The 15,392-nt window shown below is 66.1% G+C and carries 15 protein-coding genes; 1 reads left to right on the plus strand and 14 read right to left on the minus strand.

Annotation, left to right across the window (positions count from 1 at the left end):
* Positions 1–5 precede the first annotated feature (5 nt).
* Positions 6–392 carry a lysozyme inhibitor LprI family protein gene (locus P3T21_RS17275; protein WP_429257142.1) on the plus strand — a complete coding sequence of 129 codons (387 nt, stop codon included), beginning with the start codon at positions 6–8 and terminating at the stop codon, positions 390–392.
* Between the two features lie 24 nt (positions 393–416).
* Here P3T21_RS17275 and P3T21_RS17280 read toward each other — a convergent pair whose 3' ends face one another.
* The 14 genes from P3T21_RS17280 to P3T21_RS17345 form a co-directional block, all read right to left on the minus strand.
* Positions 417–2,594 carry an ATP-binding protein gene (locus P3T21_RS17280; RefSeq protein WP_429257143.1) on the minus strand — a complete coding sequence of 726 codons (2,178 nt, stop codon included), beginning with the start codon at positions 2,592–2,594 and terminating at the stop codon, positions 417–419.
* 10 nt (positions 2,595–2,604) lie between these two features.
* Complete coding sequence (locus tag P3T21_RS17285; RefSeq protein ID WP_429257144.1) at positions 2,605–3,624, minus strand: hypothetical protein; 1,020 nt, start codon at positions 3,622–3,624, stop codon at positions 2,605–2,607.
* Positions 3,599–4,288 carry a phage tail protein gene (locus P3T21_RS17290; RefSeq protein ID WP_429257145.1) on the minus strand — a complete coding sequence of 230 codons (690 nt, stop codon included), beginning with the start codon at positions 4,286–4,288 and terminating at the stop codon, positions 3,599–3,601. The genes P3T21_RS17285 and P3T21_RS17290 overlap by 26 nt, the downstream gene beginning before the upstream one ends.
* Positions 4,254–5,342, minus strand: coding sequence for a hypothetical protein (locus P3T21_RS17295; protein ID WP_429257146.1), 1,089 nt, complete (start codon positions 5,340–5,342; stop codon positions 4,254–4,256). The genes P3T21_RS17290 and P3T21_RS17295 overlap by 35 nt, the downstream gene beginning before the upstream one ends.
* 5 nt (positions 5,343–5,347) lie before the next feature.
* Positions 5,348–8,257, minus strand: coding sequence for a putative baseplate assembly protein (locus tag P3T21_RS17300; RefSeq protein WP_429257147.1), 2,910 nt, complete (start codon positions 8,255–8,257; stop codon positions 5,348–5,350).
* Entirely contained in the window at positions 8,254–8,664 is a 411-nt protein-coding gene (locus tag P3T21_RS17305) for a GPW/gp25 family protein (RefSeq protein ID WP_429257148.1), read from the minus strand. Before P3T21_RS17305 ends, P3T21_RS17300 begins: the two co-directional genes overlap by 4 nt.
* A gap of 67 nt (positions 8,665–8,731) precedes the next feature.
* Complete coding sequence (locus P3T21_RS17310; protein ID WP_429257149.1) at positions 8,732–9,379, minus strand: phage baseplate assembly protein V; 648 nt, start codon at positions 9,377–9,379, stop codon at positions 8,732–8,734.
* Positions 9,376–10,446: a phage late control D family protein gene (locus P3T21_RS17315; RefSeq protein WP_429257150.1), complete on the minus strand. Its 1,071-nt coding sequence runs from the start codon at positions 10,444–10,446 to the stop codon at positions 9,376–9,378. The genes P3T21_RS17310 and P3T21_RS17315 overlap by 4 nt, the downstream gene beginning before the upstream one ends.
* Positions 10,443–11,147, minus strand: coding sequence for a CIS tube protein (locus tag P3T21_RS17320; RefSeq protein ID WP_429257151.1), 705 nt, complete (start codon positions 11,145–11,147; stop codon positions 10,443–10,445). The genes P3T21_RS17315 and P3T21_RS17320 overlap by 4 nt, the downstream gene beginning before the upstream one ends.
* Entirely contained in the window at positions 11,138–13,942 is a 2,805-nt protein-coding gene (locus P3T21_RS17325; RefSeq protein ID WP_429257152.1) for a hypothetical protein, read from the minus strand. Before P3T21_RS17325 ends, P3T21_RS17320 begins: the two co-directional genes overlap by 10 nt.
* Entirely contained in the window at positions 13,939–14,394 is a 456-nt protein-coding gene (locus P3T21_RS17330; RefSeq protein ID WP_429257153.1) for a phage tail protein, read from the minus strand. Before P3T21_RS17330 ends, P3T21_RS17325 begins: the two co-directional genes overlap by 4 nt.
* A 3-nt stretch (positions 14,395–14,397) precedes the next feature.
* On the minus strand, positions 14,398–14,625 hold the full coding sequence (locus tag P3T21_RS17335; RefSeq protein WP_429257154.1) for a DUF6760 family protein: 228 nt from the start codon (positions 14,623–14,625) through the stop codon (positions 14,398–14,400).
* On the minus strand, positions 14,568–14,936 hold the full coding sequence (locus P3T21_RS17340; protein ID WP_429257155.1) for a phage tail assembly protein: 369 nt from the start codon (positions 14,934–14,936) through the stop codon (positions 14,568–14,570). Before P3T21_RS17340 ends, P3T21_RS17335 begins: the two co-directional genes overlap by 58 nt.
* Positions 14,933–15,379, minus strand: a complete 447-nt coding sequence (locus tag P3T21_RS17345; protein ID WP_429257156.1) for a phage tail protein — start codon at positions 15,377–15,379, stop codon at positions 14,933–14,935. The genes P3T21_RS17340 and P3T21_RS17345 overlap by 4 nt, the downstream gene beginning before the upstream one ends.
* Between the last annotated feature and the right edge of the window lie 13 nt (positions 15,380–15,392).

Raw genomic sequence — 15,392 nt, forward strand, 5'->3', positions numbered from 1 at the left:
CATCCGTGTGGCTGTTACTGTTGCTGTGCGCTGCCTGCACGGCGCCGGGCGCACCGCCGTCCGCCGGGCCGAGCATGGTGCAGACGCAGCAGAGCGAAGCGGAGCACCTTGCGGATTCTCAGCGCAAGCTTCAGGCACTGCTCGGCGAACTCGACCATTCGCTTCCCGCCCAGCCGGCGCGCGACCTCCATGACACGCAAGCCCAGTGGGATGCACTGGCGCGCCGCGAATGCGCGTGGCAGCGCGGTCTGTCGGGCGGCGGCTCGATGTCGTCGCTGGTCTATGCCACGTGCCTCGACCAGCGCGTTCAGGAGAGAATCAACTGGCTCAAGCTGTTTTTATGCGAGGGCTACGGCAGCACCGGAGAATGTGCCGCTTCGAAGCGCTATTGACGCAGCGCGGGCGCGCCGCGCCGTTCAGGACGACGCGTCGTCGAATTCGCCGTCCGACACCAGTTTTCCCATCTTCTGATACTCCCGCTGCGTGGCCGCGATCAGGTGCGTCATGCGCACGATGTCGCGATCGTCGGCCGCCAGAAATGCCGCGGCGACCGCGATGTTGCGGATATTGCCGCCCGTCAGATCGAAACGGCACGCCAGCTGGCCGAGGTCGATAGCCGGGTCGCGCGGCGTCTGCTCAGGCAGAATGCGCTGCCACATCCGGTAGCGGTCCGCTTCGCCGGGCAGCGCGAAATCCACCGTAAACTGAAGGCGCCGCACAAAAGCCTCGTCCATGTTGCGACGGAAATTCGTCGCGAGGATGGCGACACCCTCGTACTCCTCGATGCGCTGCAGCAGGTAGCCGACTTCGATGTTCGCGTAGCGGTCATGCGAGTCCTTCACTTCGCTGCGCCGGCCGAACAGCGCGTCGGCCTCGTCGAAGAACAGCACCGCGTTGGCCGTTTCCGCTTCGTCGAAAATTCGGGCGAGGTTCTTTTCGGTCTCGCCGATGAACTTGCTGATCACCGACGACAGATCGATCTTGTACAGATCGAGGCCGAGTTCCCCTGCGATGATTTCAGCGGCCATCGTCTTGCCGGTGCCGGACGGTCCCGCGAACAGCGCCATCAGCCCCTTGCTCGAGATGAGCTTGCGCTCGAAGCCCCACTCGCTGAAAACCTGGTGGCGGTATTTCATGTGATTGCAGATCTCACGCAACTGGAGCAGACGGGCCGGCGGCAGCACGATGTCGTCCCATCCCACGCGCGGCGTGATCTTGCGCGCGAGCGTCGACAGCATGCGGTTCGAATGGAACCGGCACGCGTCGTAGAGATCCTGTACCGAGATGCCTGCCTCAGCGGGATTGCGCCAGCTTGCGAGACTGGCCGCGGTGTCCATCGATTCGCGAATCTGCCGCGGCGTAAACTTGAAGCGTGCTGCGACACCCGACAGGTCGATCGCATCGATCGCATCGATCGCCAGCACCTGGCCGTCGACTGCCCTGCGCCACAGTTCCAGACGCTGGGCGGCGGAAAGCGGCGCGAGCGTCACGTTGACGTGCCGCACGTCAGGGAAGGCGCTCGACGGCAGCGGTGAAGTTTCGCTCGCAACGAACGCGAGCGCAGGCCCGCGACCGATCATGCGCAGCAACGTCGCCAGCAGCGGCCGCTGCTCCGGTGGCGACAGCGTATCGAATCCGTCCCAGTACAACGCTGCGCCCGCGAGGCGCGCTTCCCGGTCGATCGATGCGAGAGAGGCCGCGAAATCCGCTGCCGCCAGTAGCCGCTCGAGGTCGACCTCGATCAACGGCACGCAGCGCCCGGCGCACAACGCTCGCGCGATCGTGCGCCGTCCCGAGCCGCGGCGGCCCTGTAAATGCACGACGACGCGCCGCGTGCTGGACGGCGCGTGAGCGAGCCCCTGCAGACCGCGCTTCACGCTGTCGTCGACGACCAGCGCATCGAGCGGCGGTCCCGGCTCCGCGTGGCACATATACGGCGCGACCGTCTCGTCGGCCGCGTCGGACCCGAGCAGGAACGACACGACGCGGTCATCCAGTTTCAGAAACCGGCCGATCAGGAGCGGCATCGGCCGCGACGGATCGTCGAAGAGCGACACCAGCCGGTAGCGCAGCAGCGGTGCGTCCGCTTCGAAGCGCGTGCGCGCGGCGAACCGTTTGAGCGGGTCCGCTTCCAGCAGGTTAAGCACGAGATCGATGCCAGGCCGTGTCTTCGTGACATCGTCCTGCAAATACGCGTAAAGCCTTTCGTAACGCGTATCGAGGCCAGCCGCAATGCAGACCAGCAACACGCCGACATCGAAATCGCTCAGGTCCAGCAGCAAGCGCAGGCGCTCCAGCCGCAAGTCGATGCCGGCGTCGAGACTCAACCGGCGACGAGCGTCGAGTTGCTTGCGCAGCGCGGCGAGTTGCGCGCCGCGCGCGTCATTGTGCGCCGCGCTGTAAGTCAGCCAGGAAGGCATGCCGAGCGGAGCGGCGAGTAGCGCATCCACGTGCTGCTCGGACAGATAGAGACCGCGGAACGGGTCGTCCTCGGCCTGCTCGGCCCGCACGCGCGCGACGAGCGCGCGAATCAGCACATCCACCCACTCGATTTCGGCAAGCAGATGCTCGAGCGAGTTCTCAAATGCGTGCATGGCTGTCTGCTCAGGACGCCGGCATCGATGCCTGCAGCGCGCGCGGATCGCAGGTCACCTGGATGGCGACGAGTGACACGCGGGCGTACCCTTCGCAGCGTATTTCCAGCGCAAGCGTAGAGGTTTCCGTGTGCAGTTCGCCCCTGTCTATCTGCCAGGTGTTATCGAACGAGCCGCCTTTCAGATCGACCTTCAGCAGATTGCGCAGGACATGCTTGCGCTTCTCCGGGTCCCAGCCGCCGATCATCAGTTCGATCTGCATGCGGGCATCGTTTTCCTCGCCCGCGATACGCAGGCGCAGTACGCGCGTCACGCCAGGTGGCAACGCGATCGCCATGCTGCCCGCCGCGCCGCGCGTATTGGCCCGCCCGTCATAGTCGCGGTGCGCGCGCGCTTCGGTGGGGCCAACCCGAAACGGCGGCGGCGGTTCTTCGTCTCCCTCCCGCGGAATGGGCATCGGCCGGAACGGCATTCTGAGCCAGCCGACGCGCAAATGCTCATCGAGTGCCGCAGCCGTCACGGAACCCGGCTCCAGTGGCGTTCTCAGCAGGCGCCGGTTCGCGAGGCCGATCGCGTGGTGATCGACGACGTGCCCTCTCTCATTCAATTGCACGGTGGCGAGCACGACCGCGGCCTCGGCCACACCAACGGAAGCCGACAGCACGCCATAACAGTTGCGCACGCGCTGCCCCGCTTCATCAGCCGGCTCGGCCGCGCCCTCCTCCGCATAGACGAGGCTGATCGCCACCAGTGATTGTGCTGCGATCGCCGCGAGACTCAATCTTTCTTCATGCAGCAGTTCGATTTCATGGCCGTGTCCGTCGACTGCGAGGCCCGGGCTCACCGCGATCGTCGTTTCGTCGATGCGCACCACGTCGAGCCCGCGCACGACGCCCCAGCCATGCATATTGAGCGCATGGCGATAGCGCGCGTGTGAATGGTAGCGTTGCTCGGCGATAAAGTCGTCTTCGAGCAGCAACTGGCCGCGGAAGTACCCCGGCTTCTTATGGAGTAGCTGTTTCTTTTGCATTTGTTGTGCCTCTTCTCAACACGAGGTCGTACACGGTGTGTGCCGGCTTCGCGAAGTCCACCACGGCGCGCACGCGCTGTTCAAGCGACTGCCAGGGCTCGTGCTGCAACTCGCTGGAAGCGCTGCCTGGCGCGATCTCGATCCTGAAACAATACGGCGCTTCGCGGATCAGCACCGAATCCTGACCGAGCCGCGCGAGTCCGATCGTGAATCCGTGCACGGGGTTTTCGTCGATGCGGATTTCGTCGATGCCGTCGAAACAGAGCTTTAGCAACTCGATCAGATAGCGGCGCGTGCCACGGCGGCCGTGCAGAACAACCATGCCGCCAATGATCGTTCGCAGACGGTCGCCCGAAAACAGCCGGTACGGTTCGAACGCGACCCACTGCGCAAGCCACGGCAAGAAGCGGTCGGGCGTGCGCGCCTGCGGATGGCCGGGTAAGCCGGCTCCTAGCGGCGCGAACAGCGCGGGAAGCGCATCGATCTGCTGCGCGATTGCCGGCGCTTTCGGATCGTCGCTTTCGAGCAGGATCGCTTCGAACGCGCCGAGCAGCGCGCACAACTGCCCCGATTCGTCCGCTGCGCGATAGATCGCGGGCAGGCTGTTCAGCAAACGGGTGCCGCGCTCCTCATCCATCGCGGCCTCCCCGACGGGCGGCTTCATCGAACTTCGCGGCAGCGATCGGCTCGACGCCGTCGTGCGCGATCGCAAGCCGCAGCAGTTCCCACGGCTTGAGTCTGACCGACGCCAGCACACCTTCGCTGTCGCGCACGAGCCGCTCTTCGTCCAGCGCTACGCCGCCGATCCGCGTGTCCACCCCGAGCGTCGAGCGCCGGCCCACCTGCACGCCAACACTTGCGTCCACGTGCATCGCCGCGTGGCGCATCGTGCTCAACTGCAGCACGGTGACGTCTTCGACATAGTCGACGCCCGGCACGTCGTCGATGATGCGCGCGACCTCGGCGAGATGGAGCGTGGCGCCGAACAGGGACTCCATGTCGGGCGGTGCGCCGCCCGTTTCGAAGCGTTCCTGCAGCGCGGCGCCGATCTGCTGCGTGGTGGCCTGCAATGAAACGCCAGGACGCAGCGCCACGCGAAAGCCGATCCCGATGTACAGGTAGTCCGGCGAAATGACATGCAGCCGTGTCGTCAGCAGGCACTTCGGCAGCAGGTAGCGCCGCACTCTCGCCCGCAATTTCGCAGCGTCGTCCGCGGAGATTTCGTCAAGCGCGGCGATCACCACGCTGACGTGCCCGGGGCTTTGCAGATCGACCCCGCGCCGCCCGCCGCCGCTCAAATTCGCGTTCATCACGCAGTGCGTGGCGTAGCGCTGTCCGGGCGGCGCCTGACGCTGCGCGGCGGCCAGTGCGAGCTGCTCGAAATCGCCGGCCGTGACCGCGCACTGCACGTGAGCGAGCTCGCTCACGGCGGCGTTGATCGAGCGCTGCAATTCATCCGCGTCCGCTATGTCGAGCCGCACCCAGTCCTGCCATGCAGCACCTCTGAGCAGGCGCAGAAACTGCAGCTTCGCTGCGGGCGTAATGCGCCCGGTCCGATACAGAAGGATGTCCGACAGGTACGCCAGCAGTTCGATCAGCGTGACGCCTGGATCGGACGGATTGTGGTCGGTCCACTGCGGCGCATGGACGGGCAGCAGCGCGATGCCCTCGCGGACCAGGTCTTCGAAATCGCGTTCGCCGGTGACGGAGTTCGTCATGATCGTCACTCCGCGCGCAGCGCGTGGCGACCGGCAGCCACGAGCGGGCGCGCCGCGCCGGGCGCATCGGCGAACGCCGTCTCGAACAGGAGCCGCAACGATTGCACATGGTCCAGCCCGTCTACGCCGTCGAGTACCTGATGAAAATCCGACGCATGCGGACGCTCACCGGCTTTCCAGCCGCGCCCGTCACTGCCCCCCGTGAGCGGATGCAGGAAAGTGTCGAGGCGCTGCTCGCAAAGCGCGACGACGCGCGTCGCGAGTGCGTCCGGCCGGAGCGCCAGTACCGCGCTCACGCCGACGAGCAGATAGCTGGGGCCGAACAGCACCAGTTCAGCGCCGGGCGAACGGCACGCATCGAGATATTGCCTGACGGTGCGCAGCAGCGTCGCGGATGGCTGCGGCCTGGGCACTGCGCTGCGCGGCACGATCGACACGCCGACGATACCGGGCGGCAACGGCGCCGCCAGCGTACCGGCTTTCAGTTCACCGGCGGCGAACGCATCGGCGCGCGCCACTTCGGGCGACGCGCGTTGCGCGAGCACCGCGTAGTCGTCGACGCACACGGCGCGGTCTCGATGCCTGAGCCACGCGAGCGCCGACTGCCGCGCCGACGACTCATCCTGCGCGTCCTGGCCGCCGCTTGCCGCATCGACGTTGGTCGCCGATTCGATATAAGGGATCGTTGTACGCAACTGCTTGACCGTGAGCGCGGGACAATTGCCGCGTGCGCCCCCGCCGGAGGCGTAGCTTATCCGCAGGTTGTTGCCGCCCGCCGGCGGAATACGCCCGCGCCGGCCGTCACCGAAATGCACGCTCGACGCGAGCCGGTCGACGACGTAATGCGGTGACGCCGGTGTCGATGCGTCGAAGTCGTCGACGCAGATCCAGCGCACCCATTCCTGATCCGGCAACGCGGGACCTTCCCGCACATCGACTTCGACCGCGCCGATGAAGGGACTGCGTGCCGCATGAAACGCCTGCGCGGGGCGGCCGTTGCTCGAGCCGAGCAGTTCGTGCTCGAGACGGAGCGTCTGTACGGCCGGCACGGCATTCAGCACGACACGGCCAATTGCGCCAACACGCGGCGCCGACCCGTTGCCCCCGCCCGGCAAAAGTCGCAGCCACCATAGCGAACGATCGCTCTCTGCGATCGCGGTGTCCCATGTCGCGACGTCATCGCCCGTGCTGACCGCGATGAAACCCGAATGCCGCAACCCGTCCGTTTCATCGACGGCCGTACAGTCATGCCAGCCCGTAGTGCCGCGCGCTTGCCAGCGCAACGGCGCCGCGCGCTGACCGGTCTCGCGGCAAACGGGCGGCCCGTCGTCCGGCCTCACCCTCACGTAGAAATGCAGCGTGCACCCCGCAACGTCGTCACGTGCCGCCTGCAAGCCGAGATACAGCGCCGCGCCTTGCACATCGAACGGTGGAAACGGACAGAACGGCGCGAGCCGCGCGTCCGCTCCCCGGCTCACTACCGCCTGTTCGAAGCTGTTGTCGAGAATCACATGTTCCGGTTCGAGTGGCCCGCGCGTGATCGACATGTCGACTGCGATGCTCGCAATCGAAGGCGCGCTGACGGGCGGCAGCACCGCGGCGTCCGGGACCGTGCGGGCAGCGCCATAGCTACCGGAGACAAGGCGCGCCCGCAACCATCCGCTCGTCACGTTGCCGAGCGTGGCCGGCGACGCGTCCGCCGGCACCGTGAACGAAAGCGTGCCGCTCACCGTGAGCGCCTCGGTGCGATCGTCGACAGCTAACCCGACCCAGCCTGCCGCCGTATGAATGTCCCAGCGCACGCGCGGGTCGCCGTCGCGGCTCACCGGCGGCAGCGGCGTGGCGGCAGGGTCGCCGTCGGCGGGATTGGTCAATGCGATGCGCAACTCGATCGTCGCGCCGGCCACCATGAACTGCTTCGATGCCACATAGAACACATCGCCGAAGCGCGGCCGTTCACCGAACGGATAGCAGTCGCGCGTCACGTCGAGCGGTATGCGCCCATACATTGCGGCTTGCGGTGGAAGCGCGGCCGTTGCGTGACGGGTGGTCACGCGCAATTGACGGATCGGCGCGCAAGGCACCGCTTCCTCCGCGTCGCCGTCTCCGGGCGGCAGAGGCGTCGGGCGCATGCGCGCGCTCAGCCAGAAGCTTTCCGCGCCACGCACGACAGCCTTCGGCCAGTCCGGCAGCGCGCCAAATTCGACCGTGCCGCTGACCGTCAGATTCGCCGTCGTATCGCGCTGCGGCGTCAGCGGCACGAAGCCGGTTGGCGCTGTGATGCCCCATTCGATCGCCGTGCCGGGACGCGGGTTCTGCGTTGCGTCGATCGCGACATTCACCTGCAATCCCACGAGGCAGGCGTGATCGCCGAACGCCAGTGCGCCGATATGCACTGTGCCGATCAACGGGGCAGCCGTTGAGAACAGATCCGCATCGACGGCAGGCGTGTCCGACAGGATGACAGCTGCGTTGGCAACCGCGGCGCGCCGGAAATCGACGGCCATCGCGCGCACCGGCTCCGCGCGCAATACCTGCAGGTCGCGGGTGGTCTGGAACACCACGGGCCCGGCGCTGCCCTGCGCCGCGGCAGCGACCTCGGTATAGCGCGGTACAACGGGACCTTCCTGCGCAGCCGGTGTGCGCGTCGCCTTGAACGACAGCGGGACGACGGCCGGCACCGGCGGCACGCGCCCGGCGCGCAGCAACGACACAAAGGCAGCGAGATGCGCGTCCGGCGCGCGGTTCAGGCTCACGGTCAGGACGCGGCAATAGTGGGCGAGCACCGCTTCGAGCGCATGCCGGAGCGGATCGGCACTTCCTGCACCGCGCGCGAGCGAACGGTCCACCACCTCGGCGACCTGCGCTGCCGTCCAGTCCTTTGTGCTCAGCACCGGCACGTTGTCGGGATTCATACGATCGGCCTGTCAAGGTAGAACGGATACACGAGGTTGAAACGGCCGTCCGTGAGCCGTACCCGATAATCCAGATCGATCAGCAACTGTTCGCCATGCTCGCCTCCGCTCGACGCGTCCACGCGCAGCACGTCGATGCGCGGTTCCCACTCACGCAACGCCTCGCGCACGTGGAACGCCGCCATGCCGCGCGTCGCACTATTGTTGACGGCAAACACCAGTTCGTGGAGCCCGCAACCAAACGTCGGTCGCATCACACGTTCGCCTCTGGCCGTGGATAGGATGATCACAACCGACTGCCGCACGCTCTCTTCATAGCGCGCAAGCGCAAAACGCGGCCCGCCGGTGCCGTCGTCGACCAGTTCGACCGGAAAACCCCATCCGACTCCAAGTACCTCTGCGGGCATGGCCGCTTCTCCTGCGCGTTCACCGGCCCGCAGCGCCTGCCGCCGCTGACGCCCGGACGCGCGCGCATCAGTTAAGGTTGATCAGCGCAGCCTTCAGGTTCATCTGCGCGGTGGCTGTCACGTCGACGGTCTCTGCCGCCTTGATCTGAACACCTGCCTTCGAATCGATCTCGACGCCGACGGCTTCGATGGTCAGCTTCCCGGTCTGCGAACGAATCGCAATGTCGCCCTGCGCTTCGATCGAAATTGTGTTGCCGGACGCCTGAATCACGATCCGGTTATGACCGGTCTTGTCGATGATCTCGATGCTTTCCTGACCCGAGCGGTCGCACAGGCGCACGACATGACCGCTGCGCGACTTGATGCTGCGATTGTCGTTGTTGCCGTCCGCGTTCGACTCGTGCGCCACGTCCTTGCCGTTCCATACGGAACCGATCACGAAGGGATGCTCGACGCTACCGTGCTCGAACGCGACCAGCACTTCATCGTCGACCTCAGGCAGGAAATAAGCGCCGCGGCCGTTGCCCGCCATCATCGTCGCGACGCGTGCCCAGTTGCTCTCGTCGTCCTGGTTGAGCCACGGGAAGCGGACCTTGACGCGGTGCATGCCGTCCGGATCGCGATTGCTGGTGACAACGCCGACCACCACGCCGTAGTACCGCCCATCCGTATCCGGGCGCGCGAGCAGGCCGCGCAGCAGATCGTCGTGCATCATGTCGCATTCCTCCTCGCCGCGAAGCGGGTCCGATAGCCGTTGCGTATCGAGAACCGCTGTTCGGTCGCCGTCACATAGTAAAGACCGCTAAAGCGCGCGCCGAGCCCTTCGATCTTGACCACGATGCCGGCACGCAGGTGCGGCTCGCCGATGCACACGCCGTCCGCGCGGATATAGCCGAGCGCCATTTCCGCGAAGCGCTGCTTTGCGACCAGGTCAGCTTCCTCCTGGCTTTGCACGGGTGCGCGCACCATCATGCTGCCGGTGCGGCCGAACACGCGCTGAACGCTCGCCGGGCCCGACGCCTGGCCGCTCATCAACGAGGGCTCGTCGCCGACGCCCGAGCGTGACACGATCTCGCGTTTGTCCTTCGGGCTCCAGCCGCGCACCACGAGCTCCTGCGCCTGGCCCATCGTCGACATGCGAGGGCGAAATTCGAGCAGCTCGATTTCGCGCCTGAGCGTGAGCGTTGCGCTGTCCTTGACCTTGCGCGGCCGGTAGATCAGCGAATGGCCGTCCACCACCACTTCGTGGTCGATGCGTTGCGCGCGGCCCAGCAGGAATTCCAGGTCGGTCTGACTGTGCTGCAGCACATACGGCAGCACGACCCGGGTGTCTTCGATTTCGGGCTTGAGTCCCGCGCCGCCCGCGAGCTGATTCGCTATATCGCTGTCCTTCACGTTGGTGTACGAGCGCGTCTTGCGCTCACGCATCAGCCGATGCCGGCGGTCGTAGCCGCGCACCGTCAGTGTGGGAGGGCTGTCTTCCAGGAACGCAGGTTCGAGCCCTGTAATCTCGCCGCTAAAAAGAATGCGCCGGTTGTCGCGGTAACCGAGTTCAATCTCGACCGGATTGCCTTCGCGAAAGAGGTCGTCGTCGATCCATTTGACCTTCATGTCCACGGTGTCCATGCAGGTCAGCGAAAACGTGAACATGCCCATCGCGTCGACGTCGTCGAGCACGTTGATCGAAATCAGATCGGCCGCGGCGGCAAGCGGGAGCGCCGCGCCGTTCACCTTCAGCGCGTACTCCGGCGCCAGCGTGTCGAAATCGCTGCGTGCGTTCATCGTGTGCCCGCCTTCGCCGAGACGCGCAGTGCAGGCAGCAGCAGCGTCATGCCGGGCCGCAACGCGAGCGGGTCGTCGATACCATTCGCGTCTGCGATGTAGCGCCAGTTGCGCGGATCGCGATACTCCGCGGCGGCGATGCTCGCCAGCGTCTGCCCGCGCCTGACTGTCCAGGTCTTGACCACGTCCGAGGACATCAGCTTCTGCTTCTGCAGGTCGCTCTCGTTGCTGCGCCATTGGGTGAACGTGCATTTCGCGGTCGCGCGCACGGGCTTGCCGTCGTCCATAAACATCGTGTACTGCTGGTCCAGCTGCTGCAACACCCCCTGGAAGAAGATGCCCTGGCTGCCCCACTTGAGCCGGCAGACGGGCGGCCGGTGCTTGTCGCCGCGCACGGTCGTCAGTGCGAGCAGCTTGCTCATGTACGCGGTGAACACACTGTCCTTACGGTCGGCGCTCCTGTCGTTGTCGTAAGTGTCGAAAAACAGTTCGACGCTGAGCGTGGCCGGCTGGCCGCTCGTGTACTGCAGCTCAGGGCTGTCGTGCTTCGTCGCCGGCTGCGTCTGCCACTGCACCTGGCGGGTGATGCCGAGGCTCTTCGGATTGAACAGCGCGACGATCTGGAAGTTTTCGTCGTTTTCGCTGAATTGCATGTTCTCGCCGGGCAGCTCGATGAGGATCACCAGCTTGTTCAGGGCCATGGTGCGTATCCTCGCCGTTCGCGCTCGTATAGGAGCTTGTCCTGAATGATCTGCCATGCGCGCTCGGCCAGTTCATTCACGTCGTCCTTGCCTGCCTGCGCGTGTGGCGCGTTCGACATGGCGCCCGGCGTAGCGGCGTGCGGGCCCGGCAATGGAGAAGCTGCCTGCGGGGTCTGGATCGCGGCGGGCACGACACCGTATGTCTCGGCAACCCGGTCAATCGCGGTGGACGTCGCAGTTCCGCCGCCCGGCATGCCTGCATCGAGCCCGACGCGCTGACTCAATGGACCTTCGTGGCGCGCGTAATACGCCGGCTGCCCCTGGGCGGCGCCCGCCGTAACGACCGCCCGTGCCGCCCACAGCGCGCCCGGTGCGAATACACGCAGCAGTTCGGGCATGCGTGCGCCGGGGTACTGCGCGGCTGGGCGCGGCGCGGCCGATGTGACAGGTAGCGTGGTCAGCGCCGGATCGTGCCGTTGAGGATTGAACAACGGGCCGGGCTCGAAAGGACGGTCGACGCGCACCGGCGCGGTTACGGTTTCGCCGGACTCCTGGATGGCCGCTCGGGCAAGCACGCTCAATTGCGGTGGCGTTGGGGCAGCGCTGACATGGGCTTGAGTGCCGGTTGCGGCCGTGACCGTGAGTTCTCCGGCCGGTGGTGGCTTCGTCGCGCCAGTGTTGTCACCGGCCGGGCCGAGGGATGGCAGATCGTGGCGCGCATGCGTGGCCGTTGCCAACGGCTGCGCGAGACGGGCGCGTAACGTGGCACCGGACGCTCGCGTCACGGCGGACACGGGCGCTGCGCGCTCCCCGGTTGGGGCAGCCGCGGGCGGCATCGGCATCGGCATCGGCATCGGCATCGGCATCGGCATCGGCATCGGCATCGGCAGCAGATCGTCGGTGGATTCGTGCGCCGTAACCGCAGACGCAGACAGCGCATCCCGTGATTCAGACCGGGTGATGTCTCGTGGATGCGAAGAAGCAATTCGTGTGTCAGCAATGATGGGCGCGCTTGCGGCTGCGGCGCCGAGCGGCCTGTCCGGGCGCTCCGTGTTTCGCCTCCCGTCGCGGTCCAAAGCAGCGCCATGACCGCCACCGCCGATGCTCACCGCAGCCTCGCCGCGCACATCCCCCGCTATTCGCGCGCTGCGCAGCAACCGCACGACCGAGTGCGCATTCGCGTCGGTCACGCGGACGATGGTGCGGTCGATCTCCGGTTCATGCGCCGCCAGACGGGACGTGACGGGCAGACCATCCGAACGGGCTCCTGCCCCGGCATCGGTGTGCATCGCGACGTCTGGCGTCGCCGGGTCATTCGAATCGACCGCTGTGCCCGCCTGCACGGCCGGCACGTCGGGCGCGCGCTCACTGACGGCCCCGGTGTTTTCGAACGGCCGCGCGCCGCCGGATCTCGTCTGCGTGGCCGAGCCGGCCGTCTCGCCATGCGAACGGGCCTGCGCCACCACGGCGCCGGCCGCAGCGCGATGGCTGGCCTGTGCGTGCGTCGACAGCAGCCGCTGCGCGGGCGTTGTAGTCCGCGAAGTCGCACTAGCGGTGACGGTGGTCGAGGCCGCAGCCGCAGCCGCAGCCGGATAGTCAGGCGAATGGGCGATCACTGTTGCCAGCGGCCGCGGCATTGGCGATGCGGTTGCGTCCAGGCCGGCTCGTTGCCTCACGCCGTGAGAAGAGACCGCATACGTGTGTGCCGGAGCGATGTCCTGCGTTTTCGCTGGCTTTGTGCCGGCTCGCTGGCTCTCTCCGAGGTCGATCGCTGCCGGCAGCGCGCTCATCGGCTTGCGCATTGCAACAGAGTGAAGCGCGTCGGGCCACCACCGAGGTCGTGGCCCACCTGCGTCCGGGGCGTCCGACGTGATCATCGCACCCGCAATCAAGGCTGCGACATTCTGAGTGTCTTTCGGGCCTGCAATCGAACGACGCGCAAGTTCCGACGCACCAGAATGCGTGTCGCTTTGCGAGGGCGCTGAATCGCGGGTGCTGAAGGCTCCCGCTGACGCTACACCCCGCACCACGGCGCGACGATGTGAAGCGATCTGCCGTGCCAGGGGCGAGCGCGCGTCGCTCGAAGCGCTCGCCATCGCCGGCCATGTGCGAGCGACAGGTGTTGCTACGTCCGCTCGAATGGTCGGCGCGGCTGCCGCATGGGTCACGACTGGAGGCGCGGGCGTGCCGCCGCCTGGCGAATCAATGTGCGCGATGCGCGCCGCTTTCGCGTCTCGCGCATCCTCAAGCGGAACGTTCATCGCACGTTGAATGGACGCGGCATTGTCGTGCGCCGAAGCGCCGGATGCCGGAGCGACAGACGTGGAATGATCAGGCGAGGCCGCGGAAGACGCGAACGCGAAAGACGCGTCAGTACCGCCTGGATCGCGCTGCGGTTCAGCCGTGCCGGCCGGCACGCCCGGATCGCGCTCCGTTTCGCGCGGACTGACCGTGGCACGCTGAACCACATGGGTTCGAGGCAACGGTTGCGCGGGCTGCGCGGCGAAGTCGGGCGCAGACGGATCGAAATGAACGCGCTGTCCGGTCACGACGGGTCGCGCGTCGTCCGGGCCGCCCGCCGCGCTACCGCCCGCGATGCGGCGCGCAGCGGCGGCGACGAAGTCCGCATGCCGCTCGTAGACCGACGTGCCGATGTCGCTGCTCCAACCGGTACGCAAGCCCGCATTGAGCGCGGTATGGGTGTGACGTCGCCAGAGCGAATCGCCGAGCGCGCCACTCAGCCTGTCGCTGCGCGGGGGCTGCGCCGCCCGCGAATCCGGGCCGCCCGGGTTCACGGTAGCACTCCCCGATGCACCAGCTCGACCGATTCGAACGCAACCGCAGAATTGGCCGCATGCAGGTCGGGGCCCGTCCACTTGACCGGGCACGCGGCATGGAAAGTCCAGCGACGGTTTTTCTTGTGCGTCGGGTCGTTAAGAACGACGGTCACGTCCCGCCGCTCGATCTCCCCTTGCATCACTTTCAGATACCACGACCACAGGTAGTACGAGTCTCCGAGCCCGCGCTTGAGCACGAGCCGCGACGAATATTTCGCCGGCCCCGCGATCTGATGTTCGAAGCGGTTCTCTCCGCCTTCACGCAACGTTTCGACCTCGACTTCGACAGCCAGCCCCGACACCTCGCTAAAGCCCGCGACCACACCATGGTCCCCGCTTCCGGCATCCTTGATCTCAATCGAGTACACGAAAGCGGCGAACGGATACTCTGCGCTGGTTGCCCCGGCCATCTGCTACTCCCTCGTGTCTGTCTGCGCGTCATTGATTCGTCGATTGATCCTCGCAACCTCTTCGACCCAGCGATGCCGTTCGAGGTGATCGAGCGTCATCAATTGCGAGCGCGGCCAGTGAAAGTGATATGCGACATAGGCTACCTCCTCGAACAGCTGGTCGAGGGGGTAGCCTATGGCTCCCCCGCCTCTTCGACCTCGACTTCGAACTTCGTTTCGCAATGCGGGCACTTGACCTGCACCCTGTTGTGGCCGTTCAGGTTAATGCGCCGGTACAGTTCTTCCAGGTGCGCGAAGTCCGCGGCGAACATGTCCTCGATCACGCGCGGATTGACCTGCGGCAGATCGCCGAGACGCGTCACCACCCGCGAAAGCAGAATGATCGCCAGATAGCCTGGATTGGACTGCACGCGCGGATCCTTCATCGGCGCAATTTCGTCGTTCGCCGTAGCGAGCCGCATCACGCCTTCGCGGTGAAGCGTGCCTTGCGCGTCGACATAGCCGTGCGGCAGCGTGAAGCTGTATTCGGTCGTGAGAGTCATTTCGTCCGGTCCAGACCTTCGTGCACCAGTTCGAGCGTGTCGATCGCCACTTCATTGGCGGTGGCATTGAACGTGGGGCCGGTCCATTTGGTCGGCCACGCGTCCACGAAATCCCATTGCGCGACATCATTGCCTTCGTCATCCATCAGGATGATCGACCCGTTCTTGCGGCAATCCTTGATCTTGCCGTCCATCACCTGCTTGCGCCATTTCCACAGGTCCTGGTCGTCGGTAATGCCGCGCTTTAGCGTGATGTTCGAAAACTTCTTCAGGCCTGGGAGCTTGTGCGTCGTCAGCGTCTTGTCATCGCCCTCGCGATAGTCGATCGGGTCGGTAGATGCGTCGAGACCCGACACCTCGCGAAAGCCCGCGCGCTGAATGCCGCCGATCGACACCCTGAACTTGAACCCGCGAAACGGATCGCTGCGCTTGCCAGTTGCCATGATTGTTTCTCCT

It is taken from the genome of Paraburkholderia sp. GAS334, from assembly GCF_050436625.1.
GTDB lineage: Bacteria > Pseudomonadota > Gammaproteobacteria > Burkholderiales > Burkholderiaceae > Paraburkholderia.